19 protein-coding genes are annotated in these 19,105 nt (G+C 73.8%); 5 read left to right on the top strand and 14 right to left on the bottom strand.

The features are described from left to right. The first annotated feature begins 88 nt into the window (after positions 1-88). Positions 89-1,411 carry an Nramp family divalent metal transporter gene (locus KDL28_RS18235; protein WP_252440221.1) on the top strand — a complete coding sequence of 441 codons (1,323 nt, stop codon included), beginning with the start codon at positions 89-91 and terminating at the stop codon, positions 1,409-1,411. A 111-nt stretch (positions 1,412-1,522) separates the two neighbouring features. Here KDL28_RS18235 and KDL28_RS18230 read toward each other — a convergent pair whose 3' ends face one another. Both KDL28_RS18230 and KDL28_RS18225 read right to left on the bottom strand, forming a co-directional pair. After that, positions 1,523-1,687 carry a hypothetical protein gene (locus KDL28_RS18230; protein WP_252440219.1) on the bottom strand — a complete coding sequence of 55 codons (165 nt, stop codon included), beginning with the start codon at positions 1,685-1,687 and terminating at the stop codon, positions 1,523-1,525. Then, on the bottom strand, positions 1,684-1,953 hold the full coding sequence (locus tag KDL28_RS18225; RefSeq protein ID WP_252440218.1) for a hypothetical protein: 270 nt from the start codon (positions 1,951-1,953) through the stop codon (positions 1,684-1,686). Before KDL28_RS18225 ends, KDL28_RS18230 begins: the two co-directional genes overlap by 4 nt. Before the next feature lie 20 nt (positions 1,954-1,973). Here KDL28_RS18225 and KDL28_RS42140 point away from each other — a divergent pair, with 20 nt between their 5' ends. Further along, the gene (locus tag KDL28_RS42140; protein WP_372497011.1) at positions 1,974-2,018 is read left to right on the top strand and encodes a hypothetical protein; all 45 of its coding nucleotides are present in this window, start codon (positions 1,974-1,976) and stop codon (positions 2,016-2,018) included. A 13-nt stretch (positions 2,019-2,031) separates the two neighbouring features. Here the strand turns inward: KDL28_RS42140 and KDL28_RS18220 are convergent, their stop codons facing one another. From KDL28_RS18220 to KDL28_RS18195, 6 genes are all read right to left on the bottom strand, one after another. Beyond that, positions 2,032-3,240: a cytochrome P450 gene (locus KDL28_RS18220; protein WP_252440216.1), complete on the bottom strand. Its 1,209-nt coding sequence runs from the start codon at positions 3,238-3,240 to the stop codon at positions 2,032-2,034. 114 nt (positions 3,241-3,354) lie between these two features. Continuing rightward, positions 3,355-4,212, bottom strand: a complete 858-nt coding sequence (locus tag KDL28_RS18215; protein WP_252440214.1) for a vWA domain-containing protein — start codon at positions 4,210-4,212, stop codon at positions 3,355-3,357. Positions 4,213-4,340: 128 nt separating this feature from the next. Further along, positions 4,341-5,297, bottom strand: coding sequence for an AAA family ATPase (locus KDL28_RS18210; protein WP_252440212.1), 957 nt, complete (start codon positions 5,295-5,297; stop codon positions 4,341-4,343). 3 nt (positions 5,298-5,300) lie between these two features. After that, complete coding sequence (locus KDL28_RS18205) at positions 5,301-6,110, bottom strand: mycofactocin-coupled SDR family oxidoreductase (RefSeq protein ID WP_252440210.1); 810 nt, start codon at positions 6,108-6,110, stop codon at positions 5,301-5,303. Between the two features lie 27 nt (positions 6,111-6,137). Continuing rightward, positions 6,138-6,974 carry a mycofactocin-coupled SDR family oxidoreductase gene (locus KDL28_RS18200; protein ID WP_252440208.1) on the bottom strand — a complete coding sequence of 279 codons (837 nt, stop codon included), beginning with the start codon at positions 6,972-6,974 and terminating at the stop codon, positions 6,138-6,140. Positions 6,975-7,012: 38 nt separating this feature from the next. Continuing rightward, a complete protein-coding gene (locus tag KDL28_RS18195) occupies positions 7,013-7,837 on the bottom strand; it encodes a mycofactocin-coupled SDR family oxidoreductase (protein WP_252440206.1) in 825 nt (274 codons plus the stop codon). 152 nt (positions 7,838-7,989) lie between these two features. Between KDL28_RS18195 and KDL28_RS18190 the strand changes: the two genes are divergently transcribed. Beyond that, positions 7,990-8,757, top strand: a complete 768-nt coding sequence (locus tag KDL28_RS18190; protein ID WP_252440204.1) for a MerR family transcriptional regulator — start codon at positions 7,990-7,992, stop codon at positions 8,755-8,757. 100 nt (positions 8,758-8,857) lie between these two features. On the opposite strand, the gene KDL28_RS18185 is transcribed toward KDL28_RS18190, so the two are convergent. The 6 genes from KDL28_RS18185 to KDL28_RS18160 form a co-directional block, all read right to left on the bottom strand. Further along, entirely contained in the window at positions 8,858-9,823 is a 966-nt protein-coding gene (locus tag KDL28_RS18185; protein WP_252440202.1) for a DUF368 domain-containing protein, read from the bottom strand. A 125-nt stretch (positions 9,824-9,948) separates the two neighbouring features. Next, the gene (locus tag KDL28_RS18180) at positions 9,949-10,524 is read right to left on the bottom strand and encodes a class I SAM-dependent methyltransferase (protein ID WP_252440200.1); all 576 of its coding nucleotides are present in this window, start codon (positions 10,522-10,524) and stop codon (positions 9,949-9,951) included. A 15-nt stretch (positions 10,525-10,539) separates the two neighbouring features. After that, entirely contained in the window at positions 10,540-11,319 is a 780-nt protein-coding gene (locus KDL28_RS18175; protein WP_252440198.1) for an IclR family transcriptional regulator, read from the bottom strand. Positions 11,320-11,361: 42 nt separating this feature from the next. Continuing rightward, on the bottom strand, positions 11,362-12,132 hold the full coding sequence (locus tag KDL28_RS18170; RefSeq protein ID WP_252440196.1) for an enoyl-CoA hydratase/isomerase family protein: 771 nt from the start codon (positions 12,130-12,132) through the stop codon (positions 11,362-11,364). Beyond that, positions 12,129-13,349 carry a CaiB/BaiF CoA transferase family protein gene (locus tag KDL28_RS18165; protein WP_252440194.1) on the bottom strand — a complete coding sequence of 407 codons (1,221 nt, stop codon included), beginning with the start codon at positions 13,347-13,349 and terminating at the stop codon, positions 12,129-12,131. Before KDL28_RS18165 ends, KDL28_RS18170 begins: the two co-directional genes overlap by 4 nt. Further along, positions 13,340-14,722 (bottom strand): SLC13 family permease, encoded by a 1,383-nt coding sequence (locus KDL28_RS18160; protein WP_252440192.1) that lies wholly within the window; start codon positions 14,720-14,722, stop codon positions 13,340-13,342. Before KDL28_RS18160 ends, KDL28_RS18165 begins: the two co-directional genes overlap by 10 nt. Before the next feature lie 248 nt (positions 14,723-14,970). Here KDL28_RS18160 and KDL28_RS18155 point away from each other — a divergent pair, with 248 nt between their 5' ends. Together KDL28_RS18155 and KDL28_RS18150 are read left to right on the top strand one after the other, a co-directional pair. After that, entirely contained in the window at positions 14,971-16,134 is a 1,164-nt protein-coding gene (locus tag KDL28_RS18155) for a pyridoxal-phosphate-dependent aminotransferase family protein (protein ID WP_252440190.1), read from the top strand. Then, positions 16,131-19,025, top strand: coding sequence for an FAD-binding and (Fe-S)-binding domain-containing protein (locus KDL28_RS18150; protein WP_252440188.1), 2,895 nt, complete (start codon positions 16,131-16,133; stop codon positions 19,023-19,025). The genes KDL28_RS18155 and KDL28_RS18150 overlap by 4 nt, the downstream gene beginning before the upstream one ends. Positions 19,026-19,105: the final 80 nt, after the last annotated feature.

Here is a 19,105-nt window from a genome sequence, read left to right as displayed (position 1 = left end):
TTGCCGGCGCGCCCCTTCCCGCTGCCCGGCCGGTGACAACGCAGTCCCCGACGAACTCCGCGAACCGCACGCGGAGGGCGAGGAACAGATGGACATGCCCGACACGACCCCCACCAGCCCCACTGGGACGCCGGCCGAATCCCGCCCCGGAAACTCGTCCGAACACCCCGCACCGCCCCACCCCGACGCCGCTGCGCACCCCGGGCGCCGCGCGACCGCCATGCGACTGCTGGCCCTCATGGGCCCGGCGTTCGTCGTCGGCGCCTGGCAGTTCGGCCCGGGTAACCTCACCTCCGCCGTCCAGGCCGGCAGCCGCTTCGGCTACTCACTCATCTGGGTCATCGCCATCTCCACCGTCCTCATGATCGCGTTCACCGACATGAGCGTCCGCATCGCGATCGTCTCCCGCGACTCGGTGGTCGAGACCGTCAAGCAGACCCTCGGCCGCATCACCGGCAGCGCCGCCGGACTCGGCGTCTTCGCGATCACCCTGATGTTCGCCGTCGGCAACGCCGTCGGCTCCGGCCTCGGCCTGTCACTGGTGTTCGGCGGCTCCCCGATGTGGTGGACACTCGCCTGCACCGCAGTCGTCGCGTCGGTCCTGTTCGCCCGCAGGCTCTACGGCGTCATCGAGAAGATCCTGCTCGCGGTCGTCGTCATCATGGGCATCTCCTTCGTGGCCACCGCGATCCTCAGCCGGCCCGACTGGACCGGGGCGGCCGCCGGGCTCCTACCCAACCTCCCGGCCGGCACCGGCCTGCTCCTCGTCGCCCTGGTCGGCACCAACTTCTCCATCAACGCCGCCTTCTACACCGGCTACGCCTCCCGCGAACGCGGCCTGCGCCGCGACCAGTACCGCGAGACCACCCTCGTCGACACTATCCCCGGCATCGTCGCCCCCGGCGTCATGACCGCCCTGGTCATCGTCGCCGCCGCCGCCGTGCTCGGCGGGTCCGGCCAGGAAGGCGCCAGCCTCGCCCAACTCGCCGGGGTCCTCGAGCCCATCGCCGGTGACACCGGGCGGATCATCTTCGCCCTCGGCTTCTTCGGTGCCGCGTTCTCCTCCATGATCGCGAACGCCACCGCTGGCGGCACTCTGCTGGCCGACGGCCTCGGCTGGGACAACCGGCTCTCCTCCCGCCGGGTCCGGCTCGGTATCCTGGGCGTGCTCGCCTTCGGGGCCATCGTCACCGTCGCCGCAGGCGGCGCATCTCCGGTGCAGCTCATCATCGGCGCCCAGGCACTCACCGTCGTCGTCGCACCCCTGCTCGGAGTACTGCTGGTAATCCTCGCAAACAACCGCCGCCTGATGGGCGACCTGCGAAACACCTGGTGGCAGAACGCAATCACCGCGGTGGGCCTGGTCGCCATCCTCGCCACCTGCGTCCGCCTGGTGACCACCCTGATCTGAGGACCACCACGCGCCGCCCCGACCAGGTGAACCCGCCGGGTCGGGGCGACCCACGCATTCAGCTGCGATCAAGCCCCGGCTGCCGGCACCTCCCGCCTCAGCGGCAGTTCATCAGCGCACCCACCGCTCGATCTCGGTCCGGACGCGGTGGGGGCGGCCGGGCAGCATGCAGGTCGGCTTGGACACGGCCTCGTCGTTGACCCAGCGGCCCTGCTTGTCGCGGCGCAGCGGCGCCCAGCAGTTCGAGCAGCGCGGCAGGGAGGCGTCGGCCGTCACGCCCCCGGCCTGTGCACGCGGACCTTCTTCCGGCCTTCGCAGGAGTGGCACTTCCCGCTGGAGCCGCGCGAGCAGATGCAGGCGGGGTCGTGGATGCCGGAGCCGTTGCACTCCAGGCAGCGCACCGCTGGCGCGTCGCCGCAGCGCCAGTTGGACCGCTTGTCGATCCACCGCTTGATCAGGTCGCCGCTGGCGGTCCGGTCGACGGTGTCGGTGACGATGAACCGCTTGCGGCCGTTGACCCGGGCGGCCGGCGCCCGCAGCACCTCGGCGGAGCGAGTTCTGGGTGGTGATGACCGACCCGGAGGGCAACGAGTTCTGCGTGCACTGACCCCCGGCGGGGCTCAGGTAGGCGCCCAGCGCAGCGGCAGGTCGATGACGCCGTAGACGCTGCTGCGGTACTCCCGCACCGGAGCGTCGGTGGCCAGTGCGTAGTCCGGGATGCGCTGGTGCCAGAGCCGCAGCGCGATCTCCATCTCCTGGCGGGCCAGGTGCGAGCCGAGGCAGCGGTGCGGCCCGGCGCCGAACGCGTAGTGCGGGACGGGCTCGCGGTCGAGCACGACCTCGCGGGCCCGGTCGAGCGCCGCGGTGTCGCGGTTGGCCGCGGCCAGGCTGAACACCACCATCTCGCCCGCGCGGAGCTGCTGGCCCCCGAACTCGGTGTCCCGGGTGACCTTGCGGGCCAGCTGGGTGATGGTGAACGCGCGCAGCAGCTCCTCGACGGCCGCGCCGGCGCGGTCCGGGTGCGCGGCGAGCGCGGCCCGGTCGGTGGGGCTGGTGGCCAGGTGGTGGGTGGCCATCGACAGCTCGTTGGCCACCGTGTCCAGCCCGGCCAGGAACAGCAGCAGGCAGCAGGACAGCACCTCCTGGTCGGTCGCCGGGCGCCCGTCGACCTCCCAGTCCAGGGCGTGGCTGAGGATGTCGGCGGCTCCCGGGTCGGGTGCGGCCCGGCGCTGCTGCAGCTCCACCGCGAGCCGGCCCATGACCTGGCGCATCACCGCGACCTGCTTGGCCCGGTCGAGCACGCCGTCCTCGTCGGCGTGCAGGGCCGCGGTGACCCAGTCGACGAAGGTCGGCAGCTCCGACACGGGCAGCCCGACGATCTCCAGGAAGATGACCGTCGGGAACCGGAAGGCGAAGTCGTGCACGTAGTCGCACTCGCCGCGCGGCTCCAGCTCGTCGAGCAGCTCGGTGACCCGGGCCTCGATGCGCTCGGAGAGCTCGCGGATGCGCCGCGGGGAGAAGTAGCCCGACATCAGCCGCCGCCACTTGCCGTGCTCCGGCGGGTCGAGCTGGATCGGGATCATGCGCAGCTGCGGGTCCGGGTCCAGCGGGGTGATGGCCGAGCTGGAGAAGGTCTCGTGGTCCTGCAGCCCGCGCAGGGCGAGTTCGCGGTCGAGCACCATCCAGTACGACCCGCCCGGCTCCTCGACCCGCCAGACGCGGTGCTCGTCCTGCAGGGCGTCGAAGCGGGCGAACCCGCCGAGGACGTCGCCGACCCCGGCGAACCGGAAGTCGGTGGTGACCGGGCAGGACTGCGGGACCGCGGTCATGTGTCCTCCGGGACGCTGCGTGCACGGGTGGTTGCACGCAGGAACCTACCGGCGGATCACCCGAACGGGTACACCGAATTTCACGTTGAGTGACTCCGCGTGCACCCTCTCAGGTCAGCGCAGCAGGCGGTTCAGGGCCGGGGCGACGTCGCGGTGCGTCGCCACCGGGGCGAACCGGCCGTGCCCGAGCCGCGCGAGGTCGGCGCCGAGCGGCAGGTCGTGCTCGCCGTCGGTCTCCAGCATCACGTGCAGCTCGGGGAACCGGCGCGCGAACGGGCGCGGATCGGGCCCGGCGTTGTGCACGGCGTCGCTGAGCAGCACCGCGGAGCGCCGCCGGGCCGAGGAGCGGCTCAGCTCGGCGTGCGCGACCTCCAGCGCGAACCGCACGTTCGTCAGCCCGCGGGCGGGGATGCGCAGCAGCCGGTCGAGCAGCCGTCCGGGCGGCACGTGCCCGCCCAGCGGCTTGACCAGCGCGGCGTCGGACCAGAACGCCACCAGGGCGAGCTGGTCGCCGTGCCCGGACAGGTCGGCCGAGAGGGCGGCCACCGTGGCCGCGGCGATGCGCACCTTCTCCCCGCGCATCGAGCCGGACACGTCCACGACCAGCACCACCGCCCGCCGCGAGCGCATCCGCTCGCGGACGACGACGTCGGTGTCCTCGGGCACCGGGCGCTCGGTGAGCACCTCGATGGTGCGGTCGAGGTCGATGTCGTCGGAGCGGTAGCGGTAGGGCACCGAGGCGAGCTTCCCGGCCCCTCTATCGGGGCGGTCCGCGCGCGGACGGCGGCTGATCGCGAGCCGGCGCCCGATCCGCTGGGCCATCGCGGCGACCTCGCGGTCGGGCACGACGTCCTCCAGCAGCTCGTCGAGGGCGCGTCGGGTCGCCGGCCCGCCGGTGACCAGCACGCCCTGCCCGCCGGTCGGTCCGGCCGGCAGCGCGCCCTTGTCCCGCAGCGCGGCGGTGTCGAGCACGAGCGGCGGACCGTTCCCCGTCTCGAACAGCGCGGGCGCCTCGGTGAGCTGCTTGGGCCTGCGCCGCAGCGGGGCCAGCCCGCGCGGCCCGTCGCCGGAGCCGGGCAGCCGGACGGCGTTCTCGACCGCTAGCCGATGGGGACCCGGCGCCGCACGCCGGGGCGCGAGAAAAAATGGTCCTCCCAGATCTGGGTGATCACCTGCTCCGGGGTCAGCTCGCTGGCCTCGTCGACGCCGATCCGGCCGGAGAGCGCCAGCATCGCGGCGTCGAGGACCATGCGGGGTCGGTCCAGCTCGGCACCGCTGCCGTAGCTGTCGAGCTCGGCCAGCTCGCGGGCGATCGCCACCAGGTCGATCGCGCCGCGCACGCTGGAGCCGCGGCGCAGCTCGGGGTGGCCCCGGGTGGCCCGGGTGAGCGACACCCCGTCGGCGATCAGCCGGTCGTCCGCGGATCCGGTGCGCACCGCGACGATCGCCCGTTCCTCGGCCTCGTCCTGGTAGCCGACGGCGAGGCGGCACCAGCGGTCGTAGACCGAGTCGGAGATCCGCGCGGTGCCGATGTCGTCGAACGGGTTCATCGAGGCCAGCACCCGGAACGTGGGCAGCGCCCGGATCCCGCCGACCCGCGGCACCTCGACCGCCCGCTCGGCCATCGCCCCCAGCAGGACGTTGAGCGTGTCCTCCGGGGCCCGGTTGAGCTCCTCGATGTAGAGGAACCCACCCGCGCGCATGGCCTCCACCAGCGGCCCGGGCACGAAGTTCGCCGCGGAGTAGTCCTCCTTGAGCACCCGGGCCGGGTTGTGGTGACCGACCAGCCGGGCCGGTGTGAGCTCGGCGTTGCCCTCGACCAGCACGAACGGCACACCCCAGTTGGCGGTGATCGCGCGCAGCATCGTCGACTTGGACGTGCCCGGCGGGCCCTCCAGCAGGATGTCGCGCCCGGCGGTCACCGCGGCGAGCACGAGGTCGAGCTCGCGGCGGCGACCGACGACGTCGCGGGCGATGTCGTCGCGGCGGGCCGCGGCGCCCGAACGGGGGGCGGGCGCCCCGCTGCCGCGGGGCGCCCCCTCCGGTGATGCGGCCATCGGCTACTTGCCCAGGAACCCGGCGTCCACCGGCAGCGAGACGCCGGTGACGTAGCGGGCCTCGTCGGAGGACAGCCAGAGGATCGCGTTGGAGATGTCGACCGCCTCGACCTCGCTGACCGGCAGCGCGTTGGTCAGGTTGATCCCGCCGTCGGGGTTGGACAGCACCTGGTCCATGAACTCGTTGTGGATCATCGGCGTGTTGACGCCGGTGGGGTGCACGGTGTTGACCCGGATCGAGTACGGCGCCAGCTCGTTGGCCAGCGAGCGCATCAGCCCGACCACGCCGTGCTTGGCCGCGACGTAGTGGGCGGTGCCGGGCATGCCCTTGACCCCGGCGGTGGAGCTGGTGATGACGATGGACCCGCCGTTGCCCGCCTCGATCATCTTCGGGGCGGCGGCGCGCACCGTCTTGAAGACCCCGGTCAGGTTGACCGCGATCATCTCGTCCCACTGCTCCTCGGTCATCGACCAGGTGTTCTCGGCGAACCCGGCGATGCCGGCGTTGGCGCACACCACGTCGAGGCGGCCGAACTCGCCGACGCCCTCGTCGACGACGGCCTGGACCGCGCCGAGCTCGCGCACGTCGGCCTCGCGGGCGACGATCCGCCGGTCGAGGTCCTCGACCTGGCGCACGGTCTCCTCGAGGTCCTCGGAGGTGGCCATCGGGTAGGGGACGGTGCCGAGCTGGCGGCACACGTCGAAGGCGATGATGTCGGCGCCCTCCTGGGCCAGCCGCACGGCGTGCGAACGGCCCTGCCCCCGTGCCGCGCCGCTGATGAGCGCGACCTTGCCCTCCAGTCGTCCTGCCACGTCGTCTCCTTCCCGGGTGGGGCCGGCTCAGCCGGCGTTGGCGGCGGTCATGCCGGCGGCGACGGCGATCGTCTCGCCGGTGATGTAGCGAGCCTCGTCGGAGCACAGGAAGGCCATCGCGTTGGAGATGTCGACGGCCTCGACCCACGGGACCGGGATCGCGTTCATCGCCTGGAAGACGGGCATCGCCTCCTCGCGGGAGGGCTCGGCGCTGTCGGGCAGGAACAGCCGGTAGGTCGGCTCGTTCTGCACCATCGGGGTGTCCACGGTGGTCGGGCAGACCGCGTTGACGGTGATGCCGTTCGCCGCCACCTCCCGGGCCAGCGACTTCACCAGCCCGATCACGCCCCACTTGGCCGCGGCGTAGTGGCCGATGTTCGGGAAGCCCATCTTGCCCGCGGTCGACGAGGTGGCCACGATCCGACCGTGGTTCTGCTCGATCATGATCGGCAGGACCGCGCGCATGGCGTGGAAGACGCCGGTCAGGTTGGTGTCGATCATCTCCTGCCAGGTCGCGGAGTCCATCTCCGCGATCGACGACATCGACAGGATGCCCGCGTTGGCCAGCAGGAAGTCCACCCGGCCCAGCTCGGTGCTGGCCTGCTCGACGAACGCCTGGACCTCCCCGAGGTCGCGCACGTCGGCCCGCGCGGCGACGCAGCGCCGGTCCAGGTCCTCGACCATCTTGACCGTGTCGTCGAGGTCGCTCGGCTGCGCCATCGGGTAGGGGACGGTGTCCAGCTGCGAGGCGATGTCGCAGAAGGCGACGTCGGCGCCCTCCTGGGCGAAGCGCAGCGCGTGCGACCTGCCCTGCCCGCGCGCGCCCCCGGTGATCAGCACGACCTTGCCGTCGAACTTGCCCATCGCTCCTCCTCGAGACAGTGGGTGGAAAATCTGCGGGGTCAGCGGGCCAGTGCGCCTCCGTCGACGGCGAGGCAGTGCCCGGTGACGTGCCGGGCGGCGTCGCTGAGCAGCCAGAGCAGGGCACCGGTGACCTCGCCCGGCGCGATGACCTCGACCAGCAGCTGGTCGTGCAGCCAGCGCTTGTGCACGTCGTCGGGGGTGAGGCCGAGCTCGTCGGCCAGCCCGGCCAGCATCGGCGAGTCGACGGCGCCGGGCAGGATGGCGTTGACCGTGACCCGGTCGCCCGCCAGCTCGATCGCCATTGCCTTGGTCAGCCCGACGACGCCGTGCTTGGCCGCCACGTAGTGGGCGAACTCGGCGACCGCCCGCACGCCGCCGGTCGAGGAGATGTTGACGATGCGCCCGCGCGGGGAGCGGCGCAGCATCGCGGTGGCGGCCCGGCTGGTGCGCCACACGCCCGACAGGTTGGTGTCGACGACGGCGCCCCACTGCGGCTCGGTGAGCTCCCAGAACGGCGCGCTGGTGACCACGGCGGCGTTGTTGACCAGGATGTCGAGCCGGCCGAACGCGCGCTCCACCTCGGCGACGGCCGCCTCCACGCCTTCCGGGTCGCGGACGTCGGCGACCAGCGGCAGTGCCCGCCGGTCGCGCGCCTCGACCTCTGCGACGACGTCGTCCAGGTCGGCGCGGGTGGCCAGCGGGTAGGCGGGGACGTCGAGGTCGCGGCAGACGTCGAGGGCGGCGATGTCGGCCCCGGCCTCGGCCAGCGCGATGCAGTGCGACCGGCCCTGCCCGCGGGCCGCTCCGGTGACCAGCGCGACCTGCCCGGTGAGGTCGGGGAGGCCGCGCGCCGGATCGGCCACGCCACCTCCCGAACTGTGCAGAACCGTACGGAACCGCCGGGTGTCCGGCGGTTCCGTGCGGTTGACCACGCTGTCAGGTGAGGTGTAGCACTCAGTGGAGAGGGTCGTCGAATCGTTGTTGCACGGTTCCATGCGGATCGGGGGTGCCGGGCGTGGATCGCACTCCGTCCGCCGACCGCTGGATGACCGTCGGTGAGGCCGCGCGGACGCTCGGTATGAGCCGTACGACGCTGCTCGCCGCCGAGGAGGCCGGCGTGCTCGTCCCGATGCGGACGCCGGGCGGGCACCGCCGCTACAGCACCGCCGAGCTCGACCGCTACGTGCACCGCAGCGGCGCCGAGCCGCTCATCGCGTCCGGCCCGGTCCCACCCGACCCGGCCCGGGCTCCCGCGCCGACCACCGCCGGGCTCGTCGCGGCGGCGCGGGCCGCGCTCCGGCCGGTCGCGCAGGCCATGGGCGCCGACAGCGCCGGGCTCTACCTACGCGACGGGACCGGCCTGCGGTTCACCGCGGCGTTCGGGGTGCCCCGCTGGCTGGCCGAGCGCCTGGCCGCGGACCCGGCGCCGCCACCCGTGGTCGACGCCGCGCAGACCGGCCGCCCCCGGTTCTTCGACGCCGCCGCGACCGCGTTCCCCGAACCCCGCTCGACCGGTCACGGCCTCACCGTCGCCCTCCCCCACGGCGACGGCGCGCTGTTCGTGGTCCGCCCGGTCGGGCGCGAACTGCTGCCCGGCGAGCTGCGGGTGGTCGACGCCTTCCGCGACCTGCTCGCCTCCGTCGTCGCCGACCAGCGCCGGATCGCCGCGCTGGAGCAGCGGCTGGCCCACATCGCGATCATCAGCGCGGAGATCGGCACGGAGATCGGCACGGAGATCGGCACGGAGATCGGCTCAGCGCGGCCGGTGAGGCGGTCGGACTGATCGGCGCACCATGCGCCGGACGTGTCGGGGGCATGCGAAAGAATGCCCACCTGCTCGTCGGTGCCCGGCCCCATCCGACCGCTCCGCCGGGATGCCGGTGTCACTTCCGGCGCCTGCCCTGGTACGGGTCGGGCTGGTGACGCACCCGGGGGATGGGCACGGTGGGCAGGTCCTGCGGGTCGGCGGCGGCGGGGGTCCCCAGGCGGCGCTCCAGCAGCATGATGCCGACGACGAGCGCCGCGCCCAGCAGGGCCGGCACCACCATCACGATCCCGCTCGGGTCCGGGAGGAGCAGCCCACGCACGTCGTCCTGCCACGGCCACAGCGCGCGCAGCGCGCCGAGCAGGACGCCGGCCACGACCACCATCAGGGTGCGGTGGTGGTGCTCCAGCAGCCACTGCAGCAGCGCCACGAACGAGCCGAGGCCGATCAGCGCGCCCAGCCCGAACACCGCGAGGTAGGCGAGGTCGAACTCGGCGACCGCACGCAGGGTGGGCTCGTAGAGGCCGAAGACCAGCAGCAGGAAGGACCCGGAGAAGCCGGGCAGGACCAGCGCGCAGATCGCGATCGCGGCGGCGATGCCGACCAGCCAGTACGGCGGCCGGCCCTCCCCCGCGGCCGGGGGCAACCCGCTCACCACGAACGTCACCGCGAAGGCCACCACGACCAGCACCCATTCGCGGACTCCGCGCAGCATCCCGGTGATCCGCAGCGGGACGGCGACCGAGGCCGCGACCATGCCGAAGAAGACGGCGCGCGAACCCACCGGGTGCGCCTCGATGAGGTCCGGCAGCACCCGGGAGGCGACGACGACGGCGAGGACCATCCCGGCCGCGACCGGTACGAGCAGGGCCCAGTCCAGGCGGCGGAGCTCGTCCCGGGGGCGCGCCCGGCCGCCCGGCAGCACCGCTCGCGCGGCGCCGACGAGGTGGCCGCCCTGGGCGATCAGCCGCTCGTAGATCCCGACGACGAGCGCCATGGTCCCGCCGCTCACCCCGGGAACGGCCTCCACGACACCGATCGCCGCGCCGCGGGCGAGGTTGATCCCCGACATTCGTGACAACACCGTCGAACTCTAACGAGTGCTGCCGGCGTCGGACTCCCGCACGGGTCCGACCGCCCCTCACGGGTGGTCCGAGCAGCACAAACGGCCCGACCCCTCCACGATCACCGTCCGCCGGGGTGAGCCGCTCAGCTACCGGCCCGGCCGCGGAAGCGGAAGCGGTCGCCGTTCGAGTCGACCAGGACGTCGGTGAAGCCGGCGGCGTGCATCCGGGCGGTGAACGTGCCCGGGTCGATGGGGGTGAAGATGTCGTCCACGTGCAGCGCCCGCCGCTTCGGCGTGTCCTCGCCGTCGGTGCCCAGCAGCAGGCCGCCGGGGCGCAGCACCCGGGCCAGCTCGGCCAGCGCCCGGTCCTGCAGGTCGGGGTCGGGGATGTGGTGCAGCATCGTGAAGCAGGCCGCCGCGGAGAACCGGTCCGACGGCAGCGGGAGGGCGGTGGCGTCGGCCGTGACGACCTCCACCGGCCGGCCCGCCATCCGGGCGCGCAGGGCGTCGGCGAGCTCGACGTCCAGCTCGACGGCGGTCACCCGGGGCGCCCGCTCGACCAGCAGGTCGGTGACCAGGCCGGGTCCGGCGCCGATCTCCAGGACGTCGTCGCCCAGCTCGACCCGGTCGTCGTCGCCCAGCACCCAGGGCAGCAGCTCGTCGGCGACGAGCGCGCGCCACTCCTCGCTCGCGCACAACGTCAGGTGCTCTTCGTTCACTGCCGCTCCTCCAGGTCAGGCCATCGCTCCGTGCGCGTCCAGGCGCCCGGCCAGTGCTTGCGCCGCCTCCCGCAGCAGCGGGGCGATCCGCTCCACCGCGGCCCAGCTGACCCGGCTCTCCGGCCCGGACACCGACAGCGCCGTCATCGACGGTCCGCCGGGCACCGCGACGGCGACGCAGCGCACCCCCAGCTCCTGCTCGGCGTCGTCGACGGCGTAGCCCTGGTGGCGGATGCGGTCGAGCTCGCGGGCGAGGCGGTCGGGGTCGGTGATGGTGTGCGGGGTCTGGGCGGGCATCCCCGCGCCGGCCAGCAGCGCGCGCACGCGCTCGGGGGGCAGCTGGGCCAGCAGCGCCTTGCCCACGCCCGTGCAGTGCACCGGCACCCGCCTGCCCACCTCGGTGAACATCCGCATCGAGTGCCGGGAGGGCACCTGGGCCACGTAGACGACCGCTTCGCCGTCCAGGACGGCCATGTTGGCGGTCTCGCCGACCTCGTCGACGAGGTGCGCCAGGTGGGGGCGGGCCCATTCGCCGAGCATCCGGGAGGCGGCGTCGCCCAGGCCGATCAGCCGCGGGCCCAGCGCGTAGCGACGGGAGGGCAGCTGGCGGACGTAGCCGGAGCCGACCAGGGTGCGGATGATCCGGTGGATGGTGGGCAGCGGGAGCCCGGAGCGGTTGGCCAGCTCCGACAGCGCCACGTCGCCGCCGGCCGCGGCCATGTGCTCCAGCAGGACGAAGGCGCGGTTGAGCGACTGCACCCCGCCCCCGCGCTCGGACCCCGTGCCCTCACCCATGCTTCTCCCGCCGTCTGGACCACCGAGCCTAACCGCGCCGGCTCAGCGGCCCTCCCAGGTCGGACGCCGCCGGGTGCCGAACGCGGCCACCCCGGCGGCGAAGTCGGCACTGCCGTAGACCCGTTCGACCAGGTCGTCGCCGTCGGGCAGGGTGGCGCGGCGGAGCCGGACGACGGCCTGCTTGGCTGCCCACATGGTCAGCGGCGCGTGCCCGGCCAGCGCGGTGACGGTGGTGTCCAGCGCCTCGTCCAGTCCCGCGGCGTCGTCGGCGAGCTGGGTGAGGAAGCCGGCCGCGTGCACCTCGGCGGCGTCGAGCAGGCGGGCCCGCAGCAGCATGTCCAGGGTGCGCGCCGGGCCGAGGTGGGCCACCAGCAGCGCCTGGGTGTCCATCGACAGGCAGTTGCCCAGGGTGCGGGCGATGGGCACCCCGAACCGCGACGCGGTGGTGGCGATGCGCAGGTCGCAGGCCGCCGCGACGGCCAGCCCGCCGCCGATGCAGTAGCCGTCGATGGCGGCCACCGTGGGCACGGTGGCGTCCTCCACGCGGCGCACCACCCGCGTGATGCGCTGCTCGTAGGCCACGCCCTCGGGGCCGTCGAACCCGGCGAACTGGGCGATGTCGGTGCCCGAGACGAACGCCTTCCCGCCGGCCCCGGTCAGCACCAGCACCCGCACGTCCGGGTCGTCGTCGGCGGCCTCGCAGGCCGCGTGCAGGCCCTCGTACATCTCGAAGGTGAGCGCGTTGTGCGCTTCGGGCCGGTTGAACGTGACCCGCAACGCCGGTCCGACCTTCTCCACCAGCAGGTCGCTCACCGGGCCACCGCCAGGGCCGCCAGGGCAGCGTCGATCTCCTCCGGCGACGCGCCCACCTCGGTGAGCACGGCGCGGGTGTCGGCGCCGAGCACCGGACCGGCCGGGCCGCGCCGGGCGGGTGTGCCCGACAGCCGCATCGGGGAGCCGAGCTGGCGCACCGGGCCGAGGTCGGGGTGCTCGGCGTCCCAGAAGTAGTCGCGCTCGCGCAGGTGCCCGTCGGTGAAGACCTGCCCGTAGTCCTCGATCGGCGCGCACGGCACGCCGGCGGCCTCCAGCGCGGCGACGACCTCGGCGCGGGCGCGGGTAGCGGTGGCCGCCTCGATCGCCGGGATCAGCTCCGCGCGCAGGGCGTGGCGGGAGGACGAGTCGCGGTAGCGGGGGTCGTCGCGCAGGGCGGGAAGGTCGAGCGCGGTGCACAGGCCGTCCCAGGTCTTCGGGGTGATCGCGCCGAGGGTCACGAAGCCGTCGGCGCAGCGCACCGCCTGGTAGGGGGCCTGGGTCTGGTGCGCCGAGCCGAGCGGGCGCCCGACCTCCCCGGTCGCCAGGTACTTCCCGGCCTCCCACACCGCCAGCGACACCCCCGACTCCAGCAGCGAGACGTCGACGCTCTGGCCCGCGCCGTCGCGGTCGCGGGCGCGCAGCGCGCTGACCACCGCCAGCGCCGTGTAGAGGCCGCTGACCAGGTCGCAGATGGGCACGCCGATCTTGACCGGGTCGCCGTCGGGGGTGCCGGTGATGCTCATCAGCCCGGACCGGGCCTGGGCCATGATGTCCAGCCCGGGCAGCGCGGCCAGCGGGCCGTCCTGGCCGAACCCGGACGCCGAGGCGTACACCAGCCCGGGGTTGACCTCGGCCAGCTCGTCGGGGCCCAGGCCCAGCCGGCGCAGGGCGCCCGGGCGCAGGTTCTCCACCAGCGCGTCGGCCCGGGCGGCCAACCGGAGGAAGGCCGAGCGGCCTGCGTCGGACTTCAGGTCGAGCGCCACCGACTCCTTGTTGCGGTTGAGCCGGGCGAACGGCGAGCTGTGCCGGTGGCCGTCCGGGTCCTGCAGGAAGGGGCCGGTGGTCCGGGTGGGGTCGGGTCCGGCCGGGTTCTCCACCTTGATCACCCGGGCGCCGAGGTCGGCGAGCTGCATGGTGGCGAACGGGGCCGCCATGAAGACCCCGACCTCCAGGACGGTGAGCCCGGCCAGCGCCCCGGGCCGGGGCGCTACAGCCACCCCGGGACCACCAGCAGCAGCCAGGTCACCGGCGGCGCGATCAGCACCATCGAGAAGCCCCATCGCATCAGCCTGCGGTAGACGTAGTCGCGCTGTCCCTCCGGGGCGTTGGCCGTCACGAGGGCACCGGAGGTGGAGAAGGGGCTCGAGTCGACCACCGACGAGGAGATCGCCAGCGCGGTGATCAGCCCGACCGCGCCGACCTGGCCGGCCAGCAGGAACGGCACGGCCAGCGGGATGAGCGCGCCGAGGATGCCGGTGGTGGAGGCGAACGCCGAGACCGCCGCGCCGATGTAGCAGATCACCAGCGCGGCCAGCAGCGGGATGCCGATCCGCGCCACCTGCTCGCCGAGGAAGTCGACGGTGCCGATCTCCTGCAGCAGGTTGACGTAGGTGACGATGCCGCAGATCAGCAGCACGGTCGGCCAGGCCACCTGGGCGACGGCACCCTTGTAGGTGTTCGGGGCCAGCAGCGAGAGCAGCACGGCCGCGGTGATGGCGAGCAGGCCGACGTCGAGCTGGAAGGCCAGCGCGCCCACGGCCAGCCCGATCAGCGCGACGAGGGTGAGCGAGCGGTTGAGGTCGAGGGTGGTGACCTTGCCTTCGTCGTGGTCGGTGAACGCGGCGCCGGTGGCCCCGGTGGTGCGCGCGTTCCCGGGCTGCCCGGCGGCCTTGGCCGCTCCCGGGCCGCCGGCCGCGATCTCCTTCGTTCCGGGTTCGCGCTCGTCGGTCGGGTCGTCCGGGTCGGCCACCCTGCCCAGCAGCTCGCGGCCGCCGAACAGGAAGAACATCACCAGGTTGAGCAGGACGTTGAAGACCAGGCTGCCCAGGAACAGGAACAGCGGGTTGGCCGGCAGGTCGTTCTCGGCGACGACGCCGTTGGTGATGATGCCGAAGATGGCCAGCGGGGAGAACCCGCCCGCGCTCGCCCCGTTGATGATCGACAGGCCCATGAGCACCGGGTTGATCCGGTGCTGCAGGGCGAAGCCGAGCCCGATCGGGGCGATGATCGCCACCGCGGCCGGCACCACCGCGCCGAACGCCGTGAGCAGCCCGGTGACCACGAACATGATCCACGGGATGAGCGCGATCCGCCCGCCGACCGCGCGTACGGCCTGGTGCACCAGCCAGTCGACGGTGCCGTTGGCGCGGGCGATCGCGAACAGGAACGTGACCCCGACCAGGATCACGAACAGCGAGCCGGGGAAGCCGTCGAAGATCCCGTCGGCGACGTCGCCGGGATCGCCCTCCAGGACGAACATGCCGACGACGAACGCGGCGACCAGCGAGATCGCGCCGAGGTTGATGGGCAGGACCGTGGCCAGGACGAACGCGGCGACCAGGGCCACGATCGCGAGCACGTGAACGGTCATTCGGATTCGCACTTCCTCACGGCAGGCGGTGACGGGAGGGGACGTGGTGCTCCGCGTCTTCCGGGATGCGGAAGACCCATTTCGGCGCCGAGTATGGTTGGCGTCACATCGGCCGTCAATGCTCCGATCGGCCCCGCCGTTCGATCACAGGCCTTCATCACGGCCAGATCACGAGTGGACGAGTCGGTCGCCCTGCGGTAGATGTCTTCCGCATCCCGACATCCGCGCACGCGACGATCGGAGCGGCAGTGGTCACCCACGAAGGCCGGCACTTCCTGCAGATCCCGGGCCCGACCAACGTCCCGGACCGGGTCCTGCGGGCGATGTCGGCGCCGACCATCGACCACCGCGGCCCCGAGTTCGCCGCGCTGACCACCGAGGTGCTCGACGCGGTCAAACCGGTCTTCGGGACGACCGGCCCGGTGGTGATCTACCCCGCCTCCGGGACCGGGGCCTGGGAGGCGGCGCTGGTCAACACGCTCTCCCCCGGCGACCGGGTCCTGATCGGCGAGACCGGGCACTTCTCCACGCTGTGGGCGGGGCTGGCCGCCAAGCACGGGCTGCGGGTCGACGTGATCCCCGGCGACTGGCGCCGCGGCGTCGACCCGGCCGCCGTGCGGGAGCGGCTCGACGCCGATGCCGGCCACGAGATCGCCGCGGTCTGCGTCGTGCACAACGAGACCTCGACCGGCGTCACCAGCCGGGTGCCCGAGGTACGCGCCGCCATCGACGCGGCCGCGCACCCGGCGCTGCTGCTGGTCGACACGATCTCCTCGCTGGCCTCGATCGACTACCGCCACGACGAGTGGGGCGTCGACGTGACCGTGGCCGGCTCGCAGAAGGGGCTCATGCTCCCGCCCGGGCTGGGCTTCAACGCGGTCAGCCGCAAGGCCCTCGACCATCGCGGCAGCTTGACCAGCGCGTACTTCGACTGGGACCCCATCCTGGAGTCCAACGCGCGCGGCTTCTTCCCCTACACCCCGGCCACGAACCTGCTCTACGGGCTGCGCGAGGCCTGCGCGATGCTCGCCGAGGAGGGCCTGCCCGCGGTGTTCGCCCGCCACCAGCGCCACGCGACGGCGACCAGGGCCGCCGTGCGGGCGTGGGGGCTGGAGGTGCTCTGCCTCGACGAGCGCGAGTACAGCGGTTCGCTGACCGCGGTGCTGCTGCCCTCCGGCCACAACGCCGACGAGGTGCGCAGGGTGGTCCTGGAGCGCTTCGACATGTCGCTGGGCAGCGGGCTGGGCAAGCTGGCCGGCACGGTCTTCCGGATCGGGCACCTGGGCCACTTCAACGACCTGTCCCTGGCCGGGACGCTGTCCGGGGTGCAGATGGGCCTGCAGCTCGCCGGCGTGCCGATCAAGCCCGGCGGGGTCGAGGTGGCGCTGGAGCACCTGCGGGACGCCGGGTGAGCGAGCTCGCCCGGGCGCTGGACGCGCGGATCGAGGGCGAGGTCCTGTTCGACGACTACACCCGCCACCTCTACTCCCGCGACGCCAGCATGTACTCGATCGTGCCGCGCGGGGTGGTCGCGCCCCGCCACGTCGGCGACGTGGTCGCCGCGCTCGAGCTGGCCGCCGAGCACGGCGTCCCGGTGCTGCCCCGCGGCGCGGCCACCAGCCTGGCCGGGCAGACCGTCGCCGACGCGGTGGTGCTCGACTTCTCCCGGCACCTGGACCGGATCATCGAGCTCGACCCGCGGGCGCGCACCGCGCGGGTGCAGCCCGGGGTGGTGCAGGAGCAGCTCAACCGGGCCGCGAGCGCGCACGGGCTGATGTTCGGTCCGGACACCTCCACGGCGAACCGGGCCACGCTCGGCGGGATGATCGGCAACAACTCCGCGGGCAGCGGGTCGGTGCGCTACGGCATGACCATCGACCACGTCCGCGCCCTCGACGTGGTGCTCTCCGACGCCTCCACCGCGCGGTTCGAGCCGGTGGACGCGGCGGAGCGGGAACGGCGGGCGGGCGGCTCCGGGGTGGAGGCGGCGCTCTACCGGGAGCTGCCGCGGCTGGTCGGGGCGAGCCGGGCGGCCATCGCGACCGGCTTCCCGTCGTACTGGCGCCGGGCCGGCGGCTACCGGCTCGACCGGCTCGCCGACGCCCTGGACTCCGGGGACCCGTTCGACCTGGCGACGTTCGTGGTCGGCTCGGAGGGCACGCTGGCCGTCGTCACCGAGGCGACGGTCGGCCTGGTGCCCAAGCCGGCGCACACCGTCATCGCCGTCGGGCACTTCCGCTCCACGGCCGCGGCCATCGCCGCCACCGACGACGCGCTGGCCTGCGACCCGGCCGCCGTCGAGCTGATGGACCGCACGATCCTCGACCTGTCCCGGCAGAAGATCGAGTACGCCGCGCTCGGCGCGATCCTGCACGACGACCCCGACGCGCTGCTGTTCGTCTCGTTCAGCGGGGAGGACCCGGCCGAGCTGGCCGGCTCCCTGGAACGGCTGACCGCGCTGTGGAAGCGGCACGACCACGGCTACCACACGCTGCTCGCCGAGACCCCGGCCCAGCAGGGCGCGCTGCTCAAGGTCCGCAAAGCCGGCCTCGGGCTGCTCATGGCGGCCAGCGTCGGGGCGAACCGGCCGCTGGCCTTCGTCGAGGACACCGCGGTCGACCCGGCCCGGCTGGTCGAGTTCACCGACCGGTTCGCCGCGGTGCTCGACCGCCACGGCATGCGCGCCGGCTTCTACGGCCACTGCTCGGTGGGCTGCCTGCACATCCGCCCGTTCGTCGACCTCACCCGGCCCGACGAGGTGGCGAAGATGCGCGCGGTCGCCGAGGAGGTGCGCGACCTGGTCGCCGAGTTCGGCGGGGCCAACTCCTCCGAGCACGGCGACGGCCTGGCGCGCAGCGAGTTCAACCGCAGGCTGTTCGGCGACGACCTCTACGAGGCCATGCGCCGGGTCAAGGGGATCTTCGACCCGCACGACCGGCTCAACCCCGGCAAGATCGTCGACGCGCCCTCGATGACCGACAACCTGCGCGACGCCGCGCTGCCCCCGCCGGGGCGGCTGCGCACCGCGCTGGACTTCACCGTGGTCAGCGGCGGGGAGTCCGGGATGCGCGGGGCCGCCGACCGGTGCATGAACATCGGGCTGTGCCGCAAGAGCGGCACCGGGGTGATGTGCCCGTCGTACATGGCCACCCGCCGCGAGGAGGACTCCACCCGGGGCCGGGCCAACGCCCTGGTCAAGGCGCTCACCGAACCCGACGCCGCGGCCGCGCTCGGCGACGAGCGGCTGCACGAGGTGCTCGACCTGTGCCTGATGTGCAAGGCGTGCGCGAGCGAGTGCCCGCTGGGCGTGGACATGGCCACGCTCAAGAGCGAGGCCCTGCACCAGCGGCACGCCACGCACGGCGTGCCCGCGCGCTCGAAGGTGTTCGCCGGCATCCGGGCGCTCAACCGGCTCGGCGCGGCCACCGCCCCGCTGTCCAACCTGCCCGGCAGGCTCCCCCCGCTGCGCGGGCTGATCGGACGGCGACTGGGCATCGCCCCGCAGCGCCCGCTGCCGGTGTTCGCCCGGCGCACGCTGCCGCGCTGGTTCCGCCGCCGCTCCTCCCCCGCCACGGGCTCCCGCGGTCCGCTGACCCTGCTGGCCGACTCGTTCACCAGCTTCACCGAGCCGGCGATCGGCATCGCCGCGGTCGAGCTGCTGGAGCGGGCCGGGTGGGACGTGCGGTTGGAGAGCGGTGGGTGCTGCGGGCGGGCGGCGTTCTCCAAGGGCCTGCTGGACCGGGCCCGCGAGCAGGCCTCCGGGCTGGTCGACGCGCTCGCCTGCACGACCGGCCCGATCGTCGGCGTCGAGCCGTCCTGCCTGCTCACGCTGGGCTCCGAGCACCGCACCCTGCTCGGTGACGACCCGCGCGTGGCCGACGTGGGCTCCCGCGCCAGGCTGGTCGACGAGCTGCTGGTCGAGGCGATCGATGACGGCTCGCTGCGGCTGCGCGAGGACGCCTGGCCCGCCGGGAAGCGGATCCTGTTCCACGGCCACTGCCACCAGAAGGCCGAGGTCGGCACCGCCGCCACCGTCGCGCTGCTGGAGCGCGTCCCCGGCGCCGAGGTCGTCGAGCTCGACGCCGGGTGCTGCGGCATGGCCGGCTCGTTCGGCTTCGAGGCCGAGCACTACGAGCTGTCGATGCGGGTCGGCGAGGACCGGCTCTTCCCCGCCGTGCGCGCCGAACCGGAGGCGACGGTCGTCGTCGCCACCGGCGTCTCCTGCCGCCAGCAGATCGCCCACGGCACCACCCGCCGCGCCCACCACCCGGTCGAGCTGATCCGCGCCCTCCTCCTCCCCTGACCCGGCCCGGGGGGGGGGGGGGGGGGGGGGGTGGGGGGGGGGGGGGGGGGGCCCCCCCCGGGGCGCGGAGCACAGGGCGG

It is taken from the genome of Pseudonocardia humida, assembly GCF_023898865.1.
In the GTDB taxonomy this organism is placed as follows: domain Bacteria; phylum Actinomycetota; class Actinomycetes; order Mycobacteriales; family Pseudonocardiaceae; genus Pseudonocardia; species Pseudonocardia humida.
Note: the sequence above shows the minus strand (reverse complement) of the source record. Positions and strands in the feature narration are given on the sequence as shown.

Bases quoted from the DNA above. Each gene is read 5' to 3' on its own strand.
- KDL28_RS18210 (WP_252440212.1), bottom strand. From the start codon at position 5,297: ATGGCCGCATCACCGGAGGGGGCGCCCCGCGGCAGCGGGGCGCCCGCC.
- KDL28_RS18235 (WP_252440221.1), top strand. From the start codon at position 89: ATGGACATGCCCGACACGACCCCCACCAGCCCCACTGGGACGCCGGCC.
- KDL28_RS18220 (WP_252440216.1), bottom strand. From the start codon at position 3,240: ATGACCGCGGTCCCGCAGTCCTGCCCGGTCACCACCGACTTCCGGTTC.
- KDL28_RS18200 (WP_252440208.1), bottom strand. From the start codon at position 6,974: ATGGGCAAGTTCGACGGCAAGGTCGTGCTGATCACCGGGGGCGCGCGC.
- KDL28_RS18175 (WP_252440198.1), bottom strand. From the start codon at position 11,319: ATGGGTGAGGGCACGGGGTCCGAGCGCGGGGGCGGGGTGCAGTCGCTC.
- KDL28_RS18160 (WP_252440192.1), bottom strand. From the start codon at position 14,722: ATGACCGTTCACGTGCTCGCGATCGTGGCCCTGGTCGCCGCGTTCGTC.